16 protein-coding genes are annotated in these 17005 nt (G+C 66.6%); 12 read left to right on the top strand and 4 right to left on the bottom strand.

Annotated features, from left to right (window positions below):
- Positions 1–92: 92 nt before the first annotated feature.
- On the bottom strand, positions 93–1154 hold the full coding sequence (locus tag AO501_RS28890) for an AraC family transcriptional regulator (RefSeq protein WP_055580996.1): 1062 nt from the start codon (positions 1152–1154) through the stop codon (positions 93–95).
- Between the two features lie 259 nt (positions 1155–1413).
- Here AO501_RS28890 and AO501_RS28895 point away from each other — a divergent pair, with 259 nt between their 5' ends.
- The 11 genes from AO501_RS28895 to AO501_RS28945 all read left to right on the top strand — a co-directional run bounded on the left by AO501_RS28895 (position 1414) and on the right by AO501_RS28945 (position 13425).
- Positions 1414–1965: a DUF1641 domain-containing protein gene (locus AO501_RS28895; RefSeq protein ID WP_055580997.1), complete on the top strand. Its 552-nt coding sequence runs from the start codon at positions 1414–1416 to the stop codon at positions 1963–1965.
- Between the two features lie 66 nt (positions 1966–2031).
- Positions 2032–3003 (top strand): hydrogenase, encoded by a 972-nt coding sequence (locus AO501_RS28900; RefSeq protein ID WP_055580998.1) that lies wholly within the window; start codon positions 2032–2034, stop codon positions 3001–3003.
- Between the two features lie 52 nt (positions 3004–3055).
- A complete protein-coding gene (locus AO501_RS28905) occupies positions 3056–4663 on the top strand; it encodes a nickel-dependent hydrogenase large subunit (protein ID WP_055580999.1) in 1608 nt (535 codons plus the stop codon).
- A 77-nt stretch (positions 4664–4740) separates the two neighbouring features.
- Positions 4741–5520: a hydrogenase maturation protease gene (locus tag AO501_RS28910; protein WP_055581089.1), complete on the top strand. Its 780-nt coding sequence runs from the start codon at positions 4741–4743 to the stop codon at positions 5518–5520.
- A 5-nt stretch (positions 5521–5525) separates the two neighbouring features.
- A complete protein-coding gene (locus tag AO501_RS28915) occupies positions 5526–5801 on the top strand; it encodes a hypothetical protein (protein ID WP_055581090.1) in 276 nt (91 codons plus the stop codon).
- 5 nt (positions 5802–5806) lie between these two features.
- Complete coding sequence (locus AO501_RS28920) at positions 5807–7048, top strand: hypothetical protein (RefSeq protein ID WP_055581091.1); 1242 nt, start codon at positions 5807–5809, stop codon at positions 7046–7048.
- Entirely contained in the window at positions 7045–7914 is an 870-nt protein-coding gene (locus AO501_RS28925) for a NifU family protein (RefSeq protein WP_055581000.1), read from the top strand. Before AO501_RS28920 ends, AO501_RS28925 begins: the two co-directional genes overlap by 4 nt.
- Positions 7911–9089, top strand: coding sequence for an NHL repeat-containing protein (locus tag AO501_RS28930; RefSeq protein WP_055581001.1), 1179 nt, complete (start codon positions 7911–7913; stop codon positions 9087–9089). The genes AO501_RS28925 and AO501_RS28930 overlap by 4 nt, the downstream gene beginning before the upstream one ends.
- Positions 9086–9919, top strand: coding sequence for a hypothetical protein (locus AO501_RS28935; RefSeq protein ID WP_055581002.1), 834 nt, complete (start codon positions 9086–9088; stop codon positions 9917–9919). The genes AO501_RS28930 and AO501_RS28935 overlap by 4 nt, the downstream gene beginning before the upstream one ends.
- A gap of 195 nt (positions 9920–10114) precedes the next feature.
- Positions 10115–11977 (top strand): NADH-quinone oxidoreductase subunit L, encoded by a 1863-nt coding sequence (nuoL, locus tag AO501_RS28940; protein ID WP_055581092.1) that lies wholly within the window; start codon positions 10115–10117, stop codon positions 11975–11977.
- Positions 11974–13425, top strand: coding sequence for an NADH-quinone oxidoreductase subunit M (locus tag AO501_RS28945; RefSeq protein ID WP_055581003.1), 1452 nt, complete (start codon positions 11974–11976; stop codon positions 13423–13425). Before nuoL ends, AO501_RS28945 begins: the two co-directional genes overlap by 4 nt.
- Before the next feature lie 165 nt (positions 13426–13590).
- Here the strand turns inward: AO501_RS28945 and AO501_RS28950 are convergent, their stop codons facing one another.
- Together AO501_RS28950 and AO501_RS28955 are read right to left on the bottom strand one after the other, a co-directional pair.
- Positions 13591–14478: a phosphoribulokinase gene (locus AO501_RS28950; protein WP_055581004.1), complete on the bottom strand. Its 888-nt coding sequence runs from the start codon at positions 14476–14478 to the stop codon at positions 13591–13593.
- An 18-nt stretch (positions 14479–14496) separates the two neighbouring features.
- Positions 14497–15570 (bottom strand): class 1 fructose-bisphosphatase, encoded by a 1074-nt coding sequence (locus tag AO501_RS28955; protein ID WP_055581005.1) that lies wholly within the window; start codon positions 15568–15570, stop codon positions 14497–14499.
- 146 nt (positions 15571–15716) lie between these two features.
- Here AO501_RS28955 and AO501_RS28960 point away from each other — a divergent pair, with 146 nt between their 5' ends.
- Complete coding sequence (locus AO501_RS28960) at positions 15717–16094, top strand: response regulator transcription factor (protein ID WP_055581006.1); 378 nt, start codon at positions 15717–15719, stop codon at positions 16092–16094.
- Between the two features lie 178 nt (positions 16095–16272).
- Here the strand turns inward: AO501_RS28960 and AO501_RS28965 are convergent, their stop codons facing one another.
- Complete coding sequence (locus AO501_RS28965) at positions 16273–16938, bottom strand: TetR/AcrR family transcriptional regulator (RefSeq protein ID WP_231752643.1); 666 nt, start codon at positions 16936–16938, stop codon at positions 16273–16275.
- Positions 16939–17005 lie beyond the last annotated feature (67 nt).

Genomic DNA, 17005 nt, shown 5'->3' on the forward strand with positions numbered 1-17005 from the left:
CGGCCCTTGCCGCGCGACACTGACACCACGCACACGACACGCCGCGGCGGGTATGCGTGGTGTCAGTCTGGCGGCGCGTGGGGCAGTACAGCTCAGCGCCGCAGCGTCTCCGACGGCGCCTCACCCCACCGCTTGCGGTACTCCACGGCGAAACTGCCCAGGTGGTTGAACCCCCAGCGCTCCGCGACCGCGGTCACCGTCACGCCGTCCGACGGCATGGCGTCCATCAGCTCCTCGTGAACCCGCTCCAGTCGGCGCTCCCGGACGTAGGTCATCGGCGTCATGTTCAGCTCCTCGCGGAACCCCTGTTGGATCGACCGGACGCTCATGTGCACCGCCTTGGCGAGGTCGTCCATGGTGATGCGCTCGGCCAGGTGGTCGTCGATGTAGTTCATCGCGTCGTGCACCACCGCCCGGCGCGGATCGGGCTGCACCGGCTGCAGGAACTCCTCGTAGTAGTTGGACGGCTGTAACTGCAGCAGCGTGCTCATCACCAGCTCCTCGATCGCGCCGATGCCCTGTCCGCGCTGGATCAGCGAACCCGGGTGGAACACCTCGCTGTGGATCAGTTGCACCACCGTGTGCCAGCGCATCGCGGCTTCGCTCGCCAGGTCGAACTCCGGGTCGAACTCCAGCGGCTTGGTCAGACTGCGGCCCAGCAGCCGAGTGAGGTGCGCGGCCATCGCGCGCTGCTCGATCCGGATCAGCAGCTGGGGCGAGTCGTGGTCGAACTGGATGCGCAGGGCCTCGCCGGGACTGGTCACCAGCGCCCGGATGGTGTTGGACTCGAAGCTGTGCCCACGATGGTCGACCAGGGCGCGGCCGTTCATCGGCATGTGCACGCCGAAGTACTGGCCCAACGCCGGGATGTCGACGGTCGCGGCCACATGGACGTCGAGGTACAGCATGCTGACGTTGCGTAGCCGCACGCCGTGCATCGTCGCAGCAAACCCCTCGACGTCCTCGGGGCCCACATGCAAAGACAGCGGGGCCAACGCCTTGGCCATCAGCCGCACGGCCTCGGTCGGGTTTTCCGTATAGAAGATCTCGTTGTCCGCCAAGGCCGGCGGGACACCGCGCGAGCGCACCTTGCGGCGCACCGGATGAGCGGTCCGGCGGACGTCGATGTACCCGAGTCGGGTCAGCCGCGACATCGCTTCGAACCCCGGTAACCGGCAGGTAAATCCCCTGGCAGTGGCCACCGTGAACGTGAGGCGTTCACTAAAGAATCGGTGGCGATCATGCAAGCCTCTCGGTCGGCCAGCGCGCGCCAACGCGCTTAACTGTTCGCAATCCTGACAGCTGCTGCGCGAAAGCGATAGGCACAGTCCGAAGCGGCGGCTAGTTTGTGATCGAGGCCACAGTCCCTGTCGAATCGGGACGCAGCCCTCTCGATTCGCTTAGGAGGTTCCCATGTCGGCAAACGGTCAGGTTGTCGCCTTGTCGCCGGGCGACCAGCTGCGCGACCGGCTTGACGACCCCGCGATCGCCGCGTCGCTCAACAGCCTGCTGGACCACGCCGACCTGTTGGCGATCCTGGTGACCGGCCTCGACGGGTTCGTGCGACGCGGTGACCAGATCAGCGAGTCGGTGGCCTCGGCCGTCGGGGAGATCCGGGGTGCCTCGTTGACCGTGCCGGGCTTCGACCAGGTCAAGGCCGAGTTGGGGTCGGTGGACGTGCAAGCGCTGGCGGCGACTCTGGCCTCGCTGGCATCGGCGCTGGTGGCCGCCGCGCCCACGCTGAACAAGATCCTCAATTCGCCGCTGGTCGACCCGCAGGCCGCCGATGTCCTCGCCGAGTTGGGGGAGGCGCTCGTCGAAGGCAAGGCGGCCGCCGCCGCGGACCCGGGCGGTCCCAAGGGCCTGTTCGGGCTGTGGCGGGTCAGCAAGGACAAAGACATCAACCGGGGCCTGGGATTCCTGATTCAGGTAGCCCGGGCATTCGGCCGGCAATTGCCTAAATAAAAAAATACTTTCCAGGCCCAATATCAACGTGGTCGCGCCCTCGGCCGCAATTCGAGAGGAGTTCCTATGGCTTCCGTTTTATGGTTTCAGGGCGGGGCGTGTAGTGGCAATACCATGTCATTCCTCAATGCCGAAGAGCCCAATGTCGTCGATCTGATCGTCGATTTCGGGCTCGATCTGTTGTGGCACCCGTCGCTGGGCCTCGAACTCGGAAAGAACGCTCAGAAGGTGTTCTGGGACTGCGCCAAAGGCGAACGTCCGCTGGACATCTTCGTGTTCGAGGGCACCGTCATCGAGGCGCCCAACGGCACCGGCCGGATGGACATGTTCGCCGACCGCGCGATGAAGGACTGGGTCACCGACCTGGCCGCCGCGGCCCAGATCGTGGTAGCCATCGGTGACTGCGCCTGCTTCGGCGGCATCCCGGCCATGGAACCCAACCCGTCGGCGTCCACGGGCCTGCAGTTCCACAAGCGGGAGAAGGGCGGGTTCCTGGGCCCGGACTTCCGGTCCAAGATGGGCTTGCCGGTGATCAACATCCCGGGTTGCCCCGCCCACCCGGACTGGATCACTCAGATCATCGTCGCGCTGGCCACCGGCCGGGCCGGCGACATCACCCTCGACGAACTGCACCGGCCCGAGACGTTCTTCAAGACGTTTACCCAAACCGGTTGCACCCGAGTCCAATTCTTCGAGTACAAGCAGTCCACGATGTCGTTCGGCGAGGGCACCCGCACCGGTTGCCTGTTCTACGAGTTCGGCTGCCGCGGGCCGATGACCCACTCGCCGTGCAACCGCATCTTGTGGAACCGCCAGTCCTCGAAGACCCGGGCCGGCATGCCCTGCCTGGGCTGCACCGAACCGGAATTCCCGCACTTCGACCTGGCGCCGGGAACCGTGTTCAAGACCCAGAAGGTCAGCGGCATGATTCCCAAGGAAGTGCCCGAGGGTTCGGACCACCTCACCTACATGGCACACGCCGCGGCCGCCCGGATCGCGGCCCCGCAATGGTCCAAGGAAGACATGTTCGTGGTCTGACGACCAGCACGCCAACAGCCCTGGTAGTGCACGAAATCATTTGGGAGGATTCATGACCGCGCTCGACCTGTATGTCAGCCCGCTGGGCCGTGTCGAGGGAGACCTCGACGTCCGCGTCACCGTCGAAGACGGTGTCGTCACCTCGGCCTGGACCGAGGCGGCGATGTTCCGCGGCTTCGAAATCATCCTGCGGGGCAAGGACCCGCAGGCCGGCCTCATCGTCTGTCCGCGCATCTGTGGCATCTGCGGTGGCAGCCACCTGTACAAATCTGCGTACGCGCTGGACACCGCATGGCGAACGCACATGCCGCCCAACGCAACCCTGGTGCGCAACATCTGTCAGGCGTGCGAAACGCTGCAGTCCATTCCGCGCTACTTCTACGCGCTGTTCGCCATCGACCTGACCAACAAGAACTACGCCAAGTCCAAGCTGTACGACGAGGCGGTGCGCCGCTTCGCTCCCTATGTCGGCACGAGTTATCAACCCGGCGTGGTGCTTTCGAACAAGCCCGTCGAAGTTTATGCGATCTTCGGTGGCCAGTGGCCGCACTCCAGCTTCATGGTGCCCGGCGGGGTGATGTGCGCGCCCACGCTGTCCGACGTCACCCGCTCCATCTCGATCCTCGAGCACTGGAAGGACAACTGGCTGGAGGGCCGCTGGCTGGGCTGCAGCATCGACCGCTGGCTGGAGAACAAGACCTGGGAGGACGTGCTGGCCTGGGTGGACGAGAACGAGTCGCAGTACAACAGCGACTGCGGGTTTTTCATCCGCTACTGCCTGGACGTCGGCCTCGACAAGTACGGCGCCGGCGTGGGCAACTACATCTCCACCGGCACCTACTTCGACCCCTCGCTGTATGAGAACCCCACCATCGCCGGGCGCAACGCCGCGCTGATCGGCCGGTCCGGCGTGTACGCCAAAGGTCAGTGGCACGAGTTCGACCAGGCCAACGTCCGCGAGGACGTCACCCACTCGTTCTACGAGGGCAGCCGGCCGCTGCACCCGTTCGAAGGCGAGACCATCCCGATCGACCCTGAACAGGGCCGCAAGCAAGGCAAGTACAGCTGGGCCAAATCTCCCCGCTACGCGGTCGGCGACCTGGGCAACATCCCGCTGGAGGCCGGCCCGCTGGCACGCCGGATGGCCGCCGGCGGCCCCAACGCCGCCGCGCACCAGGACAACGACCCGCTGTTCGTCGACATGTACAACAAGATCGGGCCCAGCGTCATGGTCCGCCAGCTCGCCCGCATGCACGAAGGGCCGAAGTACTACAAGTGGACCCGTGAGTGGCTGGACCAGCTGAACCTCAAGGAGAGCTTCTACTCCAAGCCCGTCGAGCACGCCGAGGGCATGGGTTTCGGTTCCACCGAGGCTGCCCGCGGTGCGCTGTCGGACTGGATTGTGCTGGAAGACAACAAGATCAAGAACTACCAGGTGGTGACACCGACGGCCTGGAACATCGGGCCGCGGGACAGCTCGCAGGTGCTCGGCCCGATCGAGAGTGCTCTGGTGGGCTCGCCGATCGTCGACCCGGAGGACCCGGTGGAACTCGGTCACGTGGCGCGCAGCTTCGACTCGTGCCTGGTGTGCACCGTGCACGCCTACGACGGCAAGACGGGACGTGAACTGTCCAAGTTCGTCATCAACGGGATGGTGTGATCCTGACTGCTTACGACTGCGGACTAGGCGCCCCCGACGACACCCAGGACCTGGCACCCCCCGGGTGCGAAGTCCTGGTGGTCGGCTGCGGAAACCTGCTGCGCGGTGACGACGGCGTCGGGCCGGTGCTGGTCCGGCACTTGTGGGAGCGCGGGGTTCCGGGCGGGGCGAAGCTGGTCGACGGCGGCACCGCGGGCATGGATGTGGCATTCCAGATGCGCGGCGCCCGGCGGGTGGTGATCGTCGACGCCGCGGCCACCGGCTCGGCGCCCGGCACCGTCTTCAAGGTGCCCGGCGAAGAACTGGCGGACCTGCCGCCCCTGCAGGGCCTGCACACCCACTCGTTCCGGTGGGATCACGCCATCGCCTTCGCCCGCTGGGCGCTGGGCGACGACTGTCCGGCCGACATATCCGTCTACCTGATCGAGGTCGCCGGCGTGGAACTCGGCGCCGAGCTGTCCGAATCAGTACAGGCGGCAATGGAACTCGTCATCGACCGGATCGAGGCCGAGTATCTCGCCGACCTGCGGCCGGCGCCGGACACCGAAGTCACCGTCGAGTTCACCGCCGACGGCTACCTGCGTCTGGACGCGTCGCTGGCCGCCAGCCGGTTTCCGTCCGACGCGGTGGTCGCCGTGGTCCGCGACGGAGATCTCTGGTTGATCCCGCTGCGGGGCCCGCGCAGCGGCGGATTGCTGCTCAAACAGCGCAACCCCGCCGGCGACCGCTCGCTGCTCATCCGCGAAGTGATCGAAGGCAGGGTCGGCGTGACTGGTGCATTCTGGGACGATGCACAGAAGTCGCTGCGGATTCCCCTGGGTGAAGAACTGCGTGACGCGCCGGAGCCGCCGGGGTGATTCTGATGGCTGAGCGTCCGACCGTCGGGGGGCAACAGGAGGAGCCGGAGCGCCCGCCGACGGTAGTGCGCGCCGACAGCGCAGCCGACGAGGCGCTGGACGTTCAGACCGTAGTCGTGGAAGAAGACGGCCGGTGGGCCGTGGAGATCGTTGTGGTGTTCGCCGACGGCGTCGTGCGCCGCCGCATCGACACCCACCACACCAAGCGGCGCGCCGAGATATCGGCGAGCCTGATCAAGCGCGCCGCCGAGCGCAATATCCGAGGACCGATCAATGGGTGAACGTCATGACCACAGCGCCTGAACTGGCCCGGGGAGCGCTCGCTACCCGGCCGCAACCGCTCGGCGCCTTCCCGCTGCCGCTGGGCTATCTCTTGGTCCCACCGGGTGCCGACGATGTGCGAGCAGCACTGCTGGACGGGAATGAGCCGGAGGTGTGGCCGGAAGACCTTCGCGCGCTTGAGCTTGCGCATGCCGGCGACGTCGACGCCGCACTGAAAAACCTCACCGAGGACGATCCCGTCACCCGTTACAACCGGTTCGTGCTGAGCCCCGAGGGCGTCGACACCGACACGTTGCGCGCTGACCTGGGGGAGTTCGGTGTACTGGTCGACCTGGTGCTGTTCACCGTCGGGCACCGGGACACCCCGCCCGACGCCGACGGGACCACCGGTGAACTGGCCGCCGTCACCCTGTCCGCGCAGGCGAGTCAGGCGCTGGCCGAGGCCAACCCGCTCAAGGCCCGGGCCCTGCTGGAGCGCGCCGCGGAGGCCGCCGCGACGGTGTCGCGGTGTCTGGAGGGCACGATGATCGCGGCGGCCGGATCGATCTGCCGCGATCTCCGCGACCCGTCGGCCCAACAGCATCTCGAGCGCGCGCTGCGGCTCCTCGACGGAGCCGAGGGCCTGCGCGTCGCGCGCGCCGAGCTGCACCTCACCGTCGCCGGGATGATTCACGAACGCGCCCAGGACAATCCGGGCCTGCTCGCCCAGGCGATTCCGCATTACCACTCCACGCTGCAGCTGGTGCTGCGGGAAGAGGCGCCGCTGCTGTGGGCCTCTGCGCACGCCAACCTCGCGACCGCCTACCTCACCATGCCGATGGTGGAGGCCTCCGGACAGCTGCGCCTCGGCGTGGCGGCACAATCGCTGCGGTCCGCGCTGAAGGTCTACACCCGCGAGGAGTATCCCGAGCAGTGGGCCAGCGTCCAATTGAATCTGGCCAACTCCCTGGTCTACACGCCGTCGAAACACCAGGCCGAAAACCTCATGGAGGCAGTGGAACTCTACGAAGGCGTGCTCGCCGCACGGGGCCGGGAGACCGACCCGATGGGCCGGGCCAGGGTGCTGGCCAACCAGGGCAACGCGCTGGCTCACCTGGGAATCTTCGACCAGGCCAAGGCCAAACTGTACGAGGCGCGATTCCTGTTCGAGGAGCAGCAGGACGACGACTCCGTGCGGGCCGTGCGCGGCGTGCTGGACGAGATCGCCCGACAGGTCGCGCTGTCGCGCACCGGAGACGCACGATGACCACCGTGTTCGAGCCCGGTCTGGAGGAACTGGCCAAACGGGTCGACGACGCGGTCGCGGCTCTGGCCGACCTCGACCCCAAAGCACGCGCCGTCGCCGAGGAGCTGAAGTCCGCGCTGGAAGCGGTGCACCGCGCCGGTCTGGTGACCATCGTGCGCCGGATGCGTGAGGACGACGGGGCGCGGGCGGTGCTGTTCGAGTTGGTGGACGACCCGGTGGTGCACCTGCTGCTGTCGTTGCACGAGATCATCCGGCCGGACCCGGTCACCCACGCCAACCGGGTGCTGGTCGGCGTGCGCCCCCAATTGCAAAGCCACGGAGGCGATGTCACCCTGGTCCGGGTCGAGGACGGTACGGCCTACGTGCGGCTGGAAGGAGCCTGCAACGGCTGCTCGATGTCTTCGGTGACGCTGCGCAACCTGGTGCAGGAGGCGCTGGTCGAGGGCGTTCCGTCGATCACCGCCGTCGAAGTGCTGCCCAATGAGCCGTCACCGACGCTGATCCCGCTGGAGGCGCTGCGGATCGGTCCGTCCCGGGACGGCTGGGCCAGGCTGGGACCGGCCGCGGACGTGGCCGACGGCGACCTGACCGTGCGCAGCCTGACCACCGACGCCGGCGAGAGCGCGGACGTTCTGGTGATCAGCGTCGAGCACCGGCTGTCGGCTTACCGCAACGAATGTGCCCATGAGGCAATGCCTTTGGACAACGCGATCCTCGACCTGGACAACGGCACCCTCACCTGCCCGTGGCACGGCTTCTGCTACGACGCCTCCTCGGGTGAATGCCTCAGCGCGCCCGGAGCGCAACTCGAGCAACTGCCGCTGCGGATCGACAACGGAGACGTCTGGGTCCGAGTGGGCGGATGAGCCGCTACACCGTTCGGCACAATATCGCCGCACTACCACCGCGCGTCGACCCCGTCGCCACCACCGACCTCACCGGCGGGTGGTCACCGGAGGTGTGGCTGGGCGCACCCGCACCCGGCGGCCTGAGCCTTCCGGCGGCCAAACCCACAATGGCGTGGATGTATTCACCGCGCGGTGTGTTCCTGGGCGACGAGCACCTGGTGGTCGCGGACTCCGGTAATCACCGCGTACTGATCTGGCACGGAATCCCCGCCGACGACGAGCAACCGGCCGACGTCGTGCTGGGACAACCGGACGGCGAGACCGAAGGCCGCGCCGCCGGCGGCCGGGGACCCGAACGTGGCATGAATCTGCCCACCGGCGTGCTGGTGCACGACGGGCGGCTCATCGTCGCCGACGCCTGGCACCATCGAATCCTGATCTGGAACAACGTCCCGCGGGCCAACGATGTCGCACCGGACGTCGTCCTCGGGCAAGCCGACGCGTCTGCCGTGGAGCCCAACGCCGGGGCCGAATGCTCCGCCTCGTCCTTCTACTGGCCGTTCGGCATCGCGATCATCGGCGACACCTTCTGGGTCGCCGATACCGGCAACCGGCGGGTCCTCGGCTGGCACAACGGGATTCCCTCTCCGGGCCGGCCGGCCGACGTGGTGCTGGGCCAGCCGAGTGCGTCCCACCGGGAGGAGAACAGGGGAGCGGTGCCCGGTCCCGCCAGCTTCCGCTGGCCACATGACATCGCGGGACGCGAGGATTTGCTGCTGATCGCGGACGCCGGAAACCACCGCATCCTGGGGTGGTCGCCCGCACCCGACACAGACCGCCCCGCCGACATCCTGCTTGGGCAACCAGATTTCGCCAGTGCGGAGGAATGGCCGTACGGTCCCCACACCGGTGACCGGTTCCGGTTCCCCTATGCCATCGGCCTGGCCGATGATCGCCTGGCCGTCGCCGACACGGCCAACAACCGAATCCTGTTGTGGGACGGGGTTCCCGCTGATGGTCGTGCGGCCGATCATGTTCTGGCTCAGCCGGGTTTCGGCGCCAACGGCGAGAACCGCTGGACATCGGTGCAGCGCGACACGCTGTGCTGGCCCTACGGTCTGTCATTGCACGGTGACCGGCTGGCCGTCGCGGACTCCGGCAACAACCGCGTCGTGATCTGGCGGCGCCGGTGAGACCGCGAATCGTCCAGTCCGACGGTCAGATCGGGTTCTTCTGGGCCACTCCGGGAGGTAGGCGCACGTCCCTGCAGGCATTGGTGGTCGGGGACGACGAGGCCGACCGGTTGGTCGCCACCCACCTGGAAGCTCTCGATGACGCGTTGATCATCGCCGCGGAGCGGTTCGGCGAAATACTGGGCGGCGGGAGAGGTCCCGCGAACGCTGACGAGCGCGACGATCTGGTCGACTTGCACCGCACCCTGGACCGGCTGTGCTTCGAGTACGCCGCGGCCATCGAGTCGACCGGTGCGGCGCCGGACCTGCGGGCCGGAAAGATCATCGGGACGGCCGCCCTGTTCTCCATTTGTGCCCGCCAGCCGCTCGGCCTGTTGGGCCCGGCGCCCCTTGACGGCCAACTCGACGAGCCGACCCTGGGCGTGGTGGGCGGATTCGGCGAGCTGCAGCAGGTGGATCCGGACCGCCCCTGGCTGGGTGGCCGGTGGGTGGTGCGAACCGAAGCGGGACAACGTTTTCCGCTGACGCTGTCGATGCTCATGTTCGACAGCTCGGGGGTGAACAAGGATGCCGCCCGCAAGGAGCATCTGGAAGCTTTGCGGTCGGTCGTCGCGTCGGCGCAGCGCGCGGAGGCCGACCCGCTGGCCGTCACCTGTGCGGTGGACTGGCTGCTCTACGACTGGCTGATGGCGCACCGCGACGGACCGGACAGCGCCGAAATCGTCTTCCCGAAAGGACATGAAGCCGACGCCGGTGTCGTGGTTGCGGCGGCCGCCACTTCGGTGACAGCGCGGGCGACGTTTGACCCGGGCCTGGTGGGACTGGGCTGACCCCGGATCCCATTCACCTTGCAATTCCCCCGATTCGGGGTGAAGGCGATCCATCGCATCGCGCAGGCTATCCGGTGTGAACCTCTCTGTTGTGATCATGGTCGTGGTGGCCATCGCCGGTGCGTACGGGTGCGAGGTGCTGGTCGAGTTGGCCATCGCCGTCTTCGCCAAACCGAGGGACTGAGCGCGGTGGCCGTGTGGTGGTTGATCGCGCTGCCGCTGACCGGTGCGGCGGTGCTGTTGCTGGGTGGTCGACGCGTCGACGCGTGGGGACACCTGCTGGCATGTGCGATGGTCGCGGCCTCGTTCTGCTGCGGCGCAATACTTTTCGCCGACCTGTCACAGCGCCCGGCGCCGGACCGGGCCATCCACGAAACGCTGTTCACCTGGGTGCCCTCGCTGCGGGTCGACTTCGGGCTGCAGCTCGACGCCCTGAGCGCGTGTTTCGTGTTGTTGATCACCGGTGTGGGCGCATTGATCCACGTGTACTCGATCGGCTATATGCGCGAGGACCCCGGACGCCGTCGTTTCTTCGGCTACCTCAACCTCTTCGTGGCCGCGATGCTGCTGCTGGTGCTGGCCGACAACTACCTCGGGTTGTACTTCGGCTGGGAGGGCGTGGGTTTGGCGTCCTATCTGCTGATCGGCTTCTGGTCACACAACCCTGCGGCCGCGACCGCGGCCAAGAAGGCTTTCATCGTCAACCGGGTAGGCGATGTCGGACTGGCACTGGCCCTGATGATCATGTTCACCCAACTCGGAACACTCTCCTACGCTGGCGTTTTCGCCCGTGCATCGGGAGCGTCCGGGGCCACTGTGACCGCGATCGGATTGGCCCTGTTGCTGGCCGCCTGCGGCAAGAGCGCACAGGTGCCCCTGCAGTCCTGGCTCGGCGACGCGATGGAGGGCCCCACTCCGGTCAGCGCGCTGATCCACGCGGCCACCATGGTCACCGCCGGGGTGTATCTGATCGTGCGTTCCGGCCCGGTGTTCAACCAGTCGCCCACCGCACGGACGGCGGTGGTGGTCGTCGGGTCGGTCACCCTGCTGGTCGGCGCGATCATCGGCTGCGCCAAGGACGACATCAAGAAGGCCCTGGCCGCATCCACAATGTCGCAGATCGGCTACATGGTGCTGGCCGCCGGCCTGGGGCCGCCGGGATATGCGGTGGCGATCATGCACCTGTTGACGCACGGGTTCTTCAAAGCCGGACTGTTTCTGGGGGCCGGATCGGTGATGCACGGCATGAACGACGAGACCGACATGCGCCGCTACGGCGGTCTGCGCACGGCCATGCCGATCACGTTCGCGACCTTCGGGCTCGGCTATCTGGCGATCATTGGGGTGCCGCCATTCGCCGGCTTCTTCTCCAAAGACGCCATCATCGAGGCCGCCTTCGCCACCCATTGGGCGCTCGGCGCGGTGACACTGGTCGGCGCCGGCATCACCGCGTTCTACATGACCCGCGTGATGGTCATGACCTTCTTCGGTGAAAAGCGTTGGCAGCCCGGCGCGCATCCGCACGAAGCCCCGGCCGTCATGACCGCGCCGATGCTGGTGTTGGCCCTCGGTTCGCTGGGCGGCGGGGCGGCACTGGCCGTGGGTGGCACCTTGCAACGCTGGCTGCAACCCGTGACGAACCCCACCGACGGCGCGGAGCCACAGCACGCCATGTCCGGAGGGGCGCTTACCGCGCTGACCCTGACCGTGGTGGGCGCCGGAATCCTGGTCGCCGCACGCAATTACGTCGCCCAGCCGGTGCGGAGGACCGCTTCGGAATGGGCCTCGGGCGCGGTGATCGCCGCTCGCCAGGACCTGTTCGGCGACAGCGTCAACGAGGCGGCGTTCATGCGGCCGGGCCTGCGCCTGTCCCGGGCGATGGTCGACGTGGACCGGGTGGGCATCGACGGTGTCGTGGAGGGCGTAGCCCGGCTGATTGGTACGGCCTCGACCGGTGTCCGGCGGATGCAGACCGGGTTCGCCCGGTCGTACGCGCTGACGGTCTTCTTCGGAGCCGCCGCGTTGCTGCTGAGTGTCGCGTTGGTGGGTTCGACATGATCTTGACCGCATTATGGCTGGCGCCGCTAGCCGGAGCGATGATGGTGGCGGCGGTACCCGCCGGCCGGCCGCTGGCTGCCAAGTGCACCTCCCTCGGCGTCTCGGCCGGGGTGCTGGTGATCGTGGGCGTGCTGGTGGCGGGGTTCGATCCGGCGGACCCGCAGTACCAGTTCGTCGAAAATCAGTCCTGGATAAGGTCATTCGGTGCCGGCTACACCGTCGGGATCGACGGCGTCGCACTGGTGCTTATTCTGTTGACCACTGTCCTGATGCCCTTGCTGCTGCTTGCCGGCTGGAATGACGCCGTCCGGCCCAGCGGCTACCTGGCGCTGATGCTGGTCGTCGAGTCGATGATGCTGGTCGCCCTGGTGGCGTTGGATGTGCTGCTGTTCTTCGTGTTCTTCGAGGCCATGCTGATTCCGATGTACTTCCTCATCGGCCGGTACGGGGGAGCCGGGGCGCCGCGGGCAGCGCTGAAGTTCCTGCTGTACAACCTGTCCGGTGGACTGTTGATGCTGGTCGCGTTGATCGGCCTGAATCTGGTTTTCGGAACGTTCGATTCGCGCGCCATCGCCGCCGGGATGTCGTCGGGTGACATGACGGCCGATCCGGACGTCGTGCATCTGCTGTTTCTCGGGTTCCTGCTCGCGTTCGCCGTCAAGGCGCCGCTGTGGCCGCTGCACACCTGGCTACCCGCGGTGGCAGCGGAGTCGACGCCGGTGACCGCGGTGCTGATGATGGCCGTCGTCGACAAGATCGGCACGTTCGGGATGCTGCGGTACTGTGTGCGGCTCTTTCCCGACAGCGCGGTCCTGTTCCGGCCGTTCGTGATCGCGCTGGCCGTGGTCGCAATCATCTACGGCGCCCTGGTGGCGATCGGGCAGAGCGACATCATGCGCGTGATCGCCTACACCTCGATAAGCCACTTCGGCTTCATCGTGCTGGGCATTTTCGCGATGACGAGCCAAGGGCAGTCCGGCGCGACGCTCTACATGGTCAATCACGGGCTGGCCACCGCCGCGCTGTTCCTCATCGCCGGGTTCCTGGTGTCACGCCGGGGAACCCGGCTGATCGCCGACTATGGCGGGGTGCAGCAGGTCGCGCCGGTGCTGGCCGGGACTTTCCTGGTCGCCGGCATGGCGTCGCTGGCGCTGCCCGGCCTGGCGCCGTTTGTCAGCGAATTGCTGGTGCTTATCGGCACTTTCAGCCGGTATCCGCTTGTCGCCGTGCTGGCGGCGACCGGACTGGTGCTATCGGCGGTGTACATCCTCTGGCTCTACCAGCGGATCATGACGGGCCCCCGGAGAGACGCGGTGCGCGACCTGGTGCCCCGGGAGCTCAGTGTCGTGGTGCCGTTGCTGGCGATGCTGATAGTGCTGGGGGTGTACCCGAAGCCGGCGCTGGATGTGATCGACCCGGCGATCGCACACGCGGTCGCCGGCAAGTAGCCCGCATAGTCACATCCGTCACTTCAGCATCGGAAATGTGAGGCACAAAGCCGTCAGGAAAGTGATATCGCATGCGTCATCACATTTCGTAGCAGAGTGGGTCGACTCCGGCAGGGGCGGCTGTGACTGATGTGACTGACAGCGCCGCGCCGACCCGCGCCGGCGCTAGCGCGCCGCCGCCAGCAGCGCCCTGCGACGCTCCAGCAGCCGCAACACCATCGGGGTGAAGATCAGCTGCATGGCCAGATCCATCTTGCCGCCGGGGCACACGATGGTGTTGGGCCGGGACATGAACGAATCATGCAGCATGGCAAGCAGATACGGAAAATCGATACCGTGCGGGTCGCGGAAGCGGATGATCAGCATCGACTCGTCGGCGGTCGGGATGGACCGGGCGATGAACGGATTCGAGGTGTCCACCACCGGCACCCGCTGAAAGTTGACGTCGGTGTGCGAGAACTGGGTGCACATGTAGTTCACGTAGTCGGGCATCCGGCGCAGGATGGTGTCGGTCACCGCCTCAGAGGTGTAACCGCGGGACACCTTGTCGCGGTGCAACTTCTGGATCCACTCCAGGTTGATCACCGGCACCACGCCGATCCGCAGGTCGGCATGTGCGGCGACATCGACCTCGTCGGTGACGATCGCGCCGTGCAGCCCCTCATAGAACAACATGTCGGTGTCCTCGGGGATCTCCTCCCACGGGGTGAAGGTACCGGGCTGCTGCCCGAACGGCTCGGCTTCCTTCTCGTCGTGCAGGTAGCGGCGCACCTTGCCGGTTCCGGTCTCGCCGTAGGTCGCAAAGAGGTCCTGCAACTCCTCGAAGAGATTCGCCTCCGGCCCGAAGTGGCTGAAGGTATGGTCGCCGCGGGCATGCGCGTCGGCGATCGCCGCCTTCATCGCCACCCGGTCATACCGGTGAAAGCTGTCGCCCTCGACGAACGCCACATTGATGTCTTCCCGGCGGAAGATCTGGTCGAAAGTCCGCATGACGGAGGTGGTTCCGGCTCCCGAGGAGCCGGTGACGGAGATTATCGGGTGCAGGCGTGACATGTGTGTTCTCCTTCCGGCTCAGCCGGCCACGACGCGGTAGAGGCCCCGCACGCCGTACAGCGGCGAGCTGGACGGCCGGACATAGTCTTTGCGGTGGTATTCCTCGATCAGCTCGACCTCGTCGGCCGCGCCGAAGATCAGCGGCACCCGCTGGTGCAATCCGGTCGGAACCACGTCCATCAGCCGCGCACGGCCCGTGCTGGCCAGACCGCCGGCCTGCTCGACCAGAAACGCGATGGGGTTGGCCTCGTACAGCAGTCGCAGGCGTCCCGGCTTGGCCGGGTCCTTGGCGTCACGCGGGTAGAGGAACACCCCGCCGCGGGTCAGGATCCGATGGGTCTCAGCGACCAGCGATGCGACCCAGCGCATATTGAAGTCCTTGCCGCGCGGCCCCGTGCGGCCCGCCAGGCATTCGTCGATGTAACGCTGCACCGCCGGCTCCCAGAACCGCCGGTTCGACGCGTTGATCGCGAATTCGCCGGTCGTGCTCGGAATCCGGATGTCAGCACGGGTCAGAATGAATTCACCGAGCGCCGGGTCCAACGTGAACGCGTGCACGCCGGTGCCCACCGTGAGCACCAGCATCGTCGACGGGCCGTAGATCGCATAACCCGCGCACACCTGCTGTGAGCCGGGCTGCAGAAAGTCCTCGACGGCTGGGTCGGCACCCGGCTCGGGAGCACGCAGAATCGAAAAGATGCTTCCCACTGAGACATTTACGTCGATGTTGGACGAACCATCGAGCGGGTCGAAGATCAGCAGGTACTTTCCGCGCGGGTAGTGCGCCGGCAGTTGGTAGGGCTCGGCCAGCTCCTCGGAAGCCATCCCGGCCACCTGCCCGCCCCATTCGGTGGCCCGCAGGAAGTAGTCGTTGGCCAGCACATCGAGCTTCTGCTGGACTTCGCCCTGCACATTCACCACGTCAGCGGCGCCCAGCACGCCACCGAGTTCGCCCTGGGCCACCCGGGTCGAGATGGCCTTGCAGGCCAGGGCGACGTCGAGGATCAACGAGTTCAGTTCACCGCTGGCATCTGGGTGACGGCGTCTCTCCTCGATGAGGAACTTCACCAGCGTCGTGTGGTGGGTGAGCATGCGCGGTACCTCCAACGGGCAGCAAAAGACCTCGTCACATGGTCTGATCGGGGCGCCCACAGCTCATCCCCCGGTTGGGTGGTCCGCTGGGGGTATCCGCGCGCGTCCTCTGCCGGGCACACCGAAGCTGCCCTAATGTCACTCCCGTGACCGTGTGTGCCGTGGTGTACAGCGACGACAACAGCCTGCGCCGCTACGTCGTCGGTTCTCTGGGCAGCGCAACGCGCCTGGCATTCGTGGACTCATATCCGGCGCTGCTGGCCCGCATGACCCTGGGTGGCGTCGACCTGCTGATCCTTGACGGTGACGCCACACCGGCCGGCGGCATCGATGTCGCGCGGCAAGTCAAGGACCGGATCGGCGACTGCCCACCGATTCTGCTGGTGGTAGCTCGCGCCGCCGACGCCTGGTTGGCCCTGATGTCCAAAGCCGACGCGACAGTGGGGCCGGGCCGCGACCCGCTCGCACTGGCCGCGGCCGTCAGGCGGTTGGTGACACGTTCGGGCCCTCGACCCGCAGCCTGAAAATCTCTCCGCGCCAGAGTATTCCGGAAGAGATCGGCGCAAAGGCCTGCCGACGACGCGCGCTGTGTGACAAGTTCGCCGCGCGCACGGCCGCGACGAGTGAGCCGTTTCCGGTGACCAGACCTCGCTCGGTGGGTAGCGTGACATCGAGGTTGGTTGCCACCCAACGGTGAAAAATCTACTCCGACAATAGTTCCGGCCTCAGCAGCATGCGGGCCAGGGCGTCGGCCAGCCACTTCTCGTATTGGTCTGGTGACCGACCCAAATCAACGGTAAACAGGGAAAACAGGTAGGGCGCCATGATGGTGACCAGGATGTCGGCAGCGTCGTCTTTGGTCAGGCTCGGGCGCAGCGCCGGCCCCAGTTGCTCCACCCATGACGCACAGTCAGCGCGTATCTCGTGAGTCACCCTCATGCGCAGTTCGTCCAGGCCCGCCTGCAGCATCACCTGTATCAACGGTGCCACCCGTTGGTGCAGCTCCCGGGCGAAGTGCGCTGCGGTCGCGAAGAACATGCGCTTCGGCACGCTGGACATATCGGGGAGCGGCGGCATTCGATCAACCAAAGTTTCGGGCCCGTAGTCACCCAGGACTGCGACGTCGATTGCCTTCGAGAGCACACCGGCCTTCGATCCGAATGCCGCGTAGACCGTTTGCGGCGAGACGCCTGCAGCTTGCGCGATCTGGTCGATAGACGTCGCGGCGAAACCCTTTTCCACGAAGAGAGCCGTCCCCGCCGTGACGATCCGGCGTTGACGAGCCTCGGCATCGGCCTGCCGACGGCTGTTGTCATATGTTCGCCGCGATTCGCGTTCAGACGTTGACACCCGCATCCCAACTTCCATATAGTTGACTCTATTCAATGTAGTTAACTCTGGCTAAAGATTACTACAGGAGGGTGAGCGCCATGCA

The sequence above is a fragment of the Mycobacterium gordonae genome (genome assembly GCF_001417955.2).
Classification (GTDB): domain Bacteria; phylum Actinomycetota; class Actinomycetes; order Mycobacteriales; family Mycobacteriaceae; genus Mycobacterium; species Mycobacterium gordonae_B.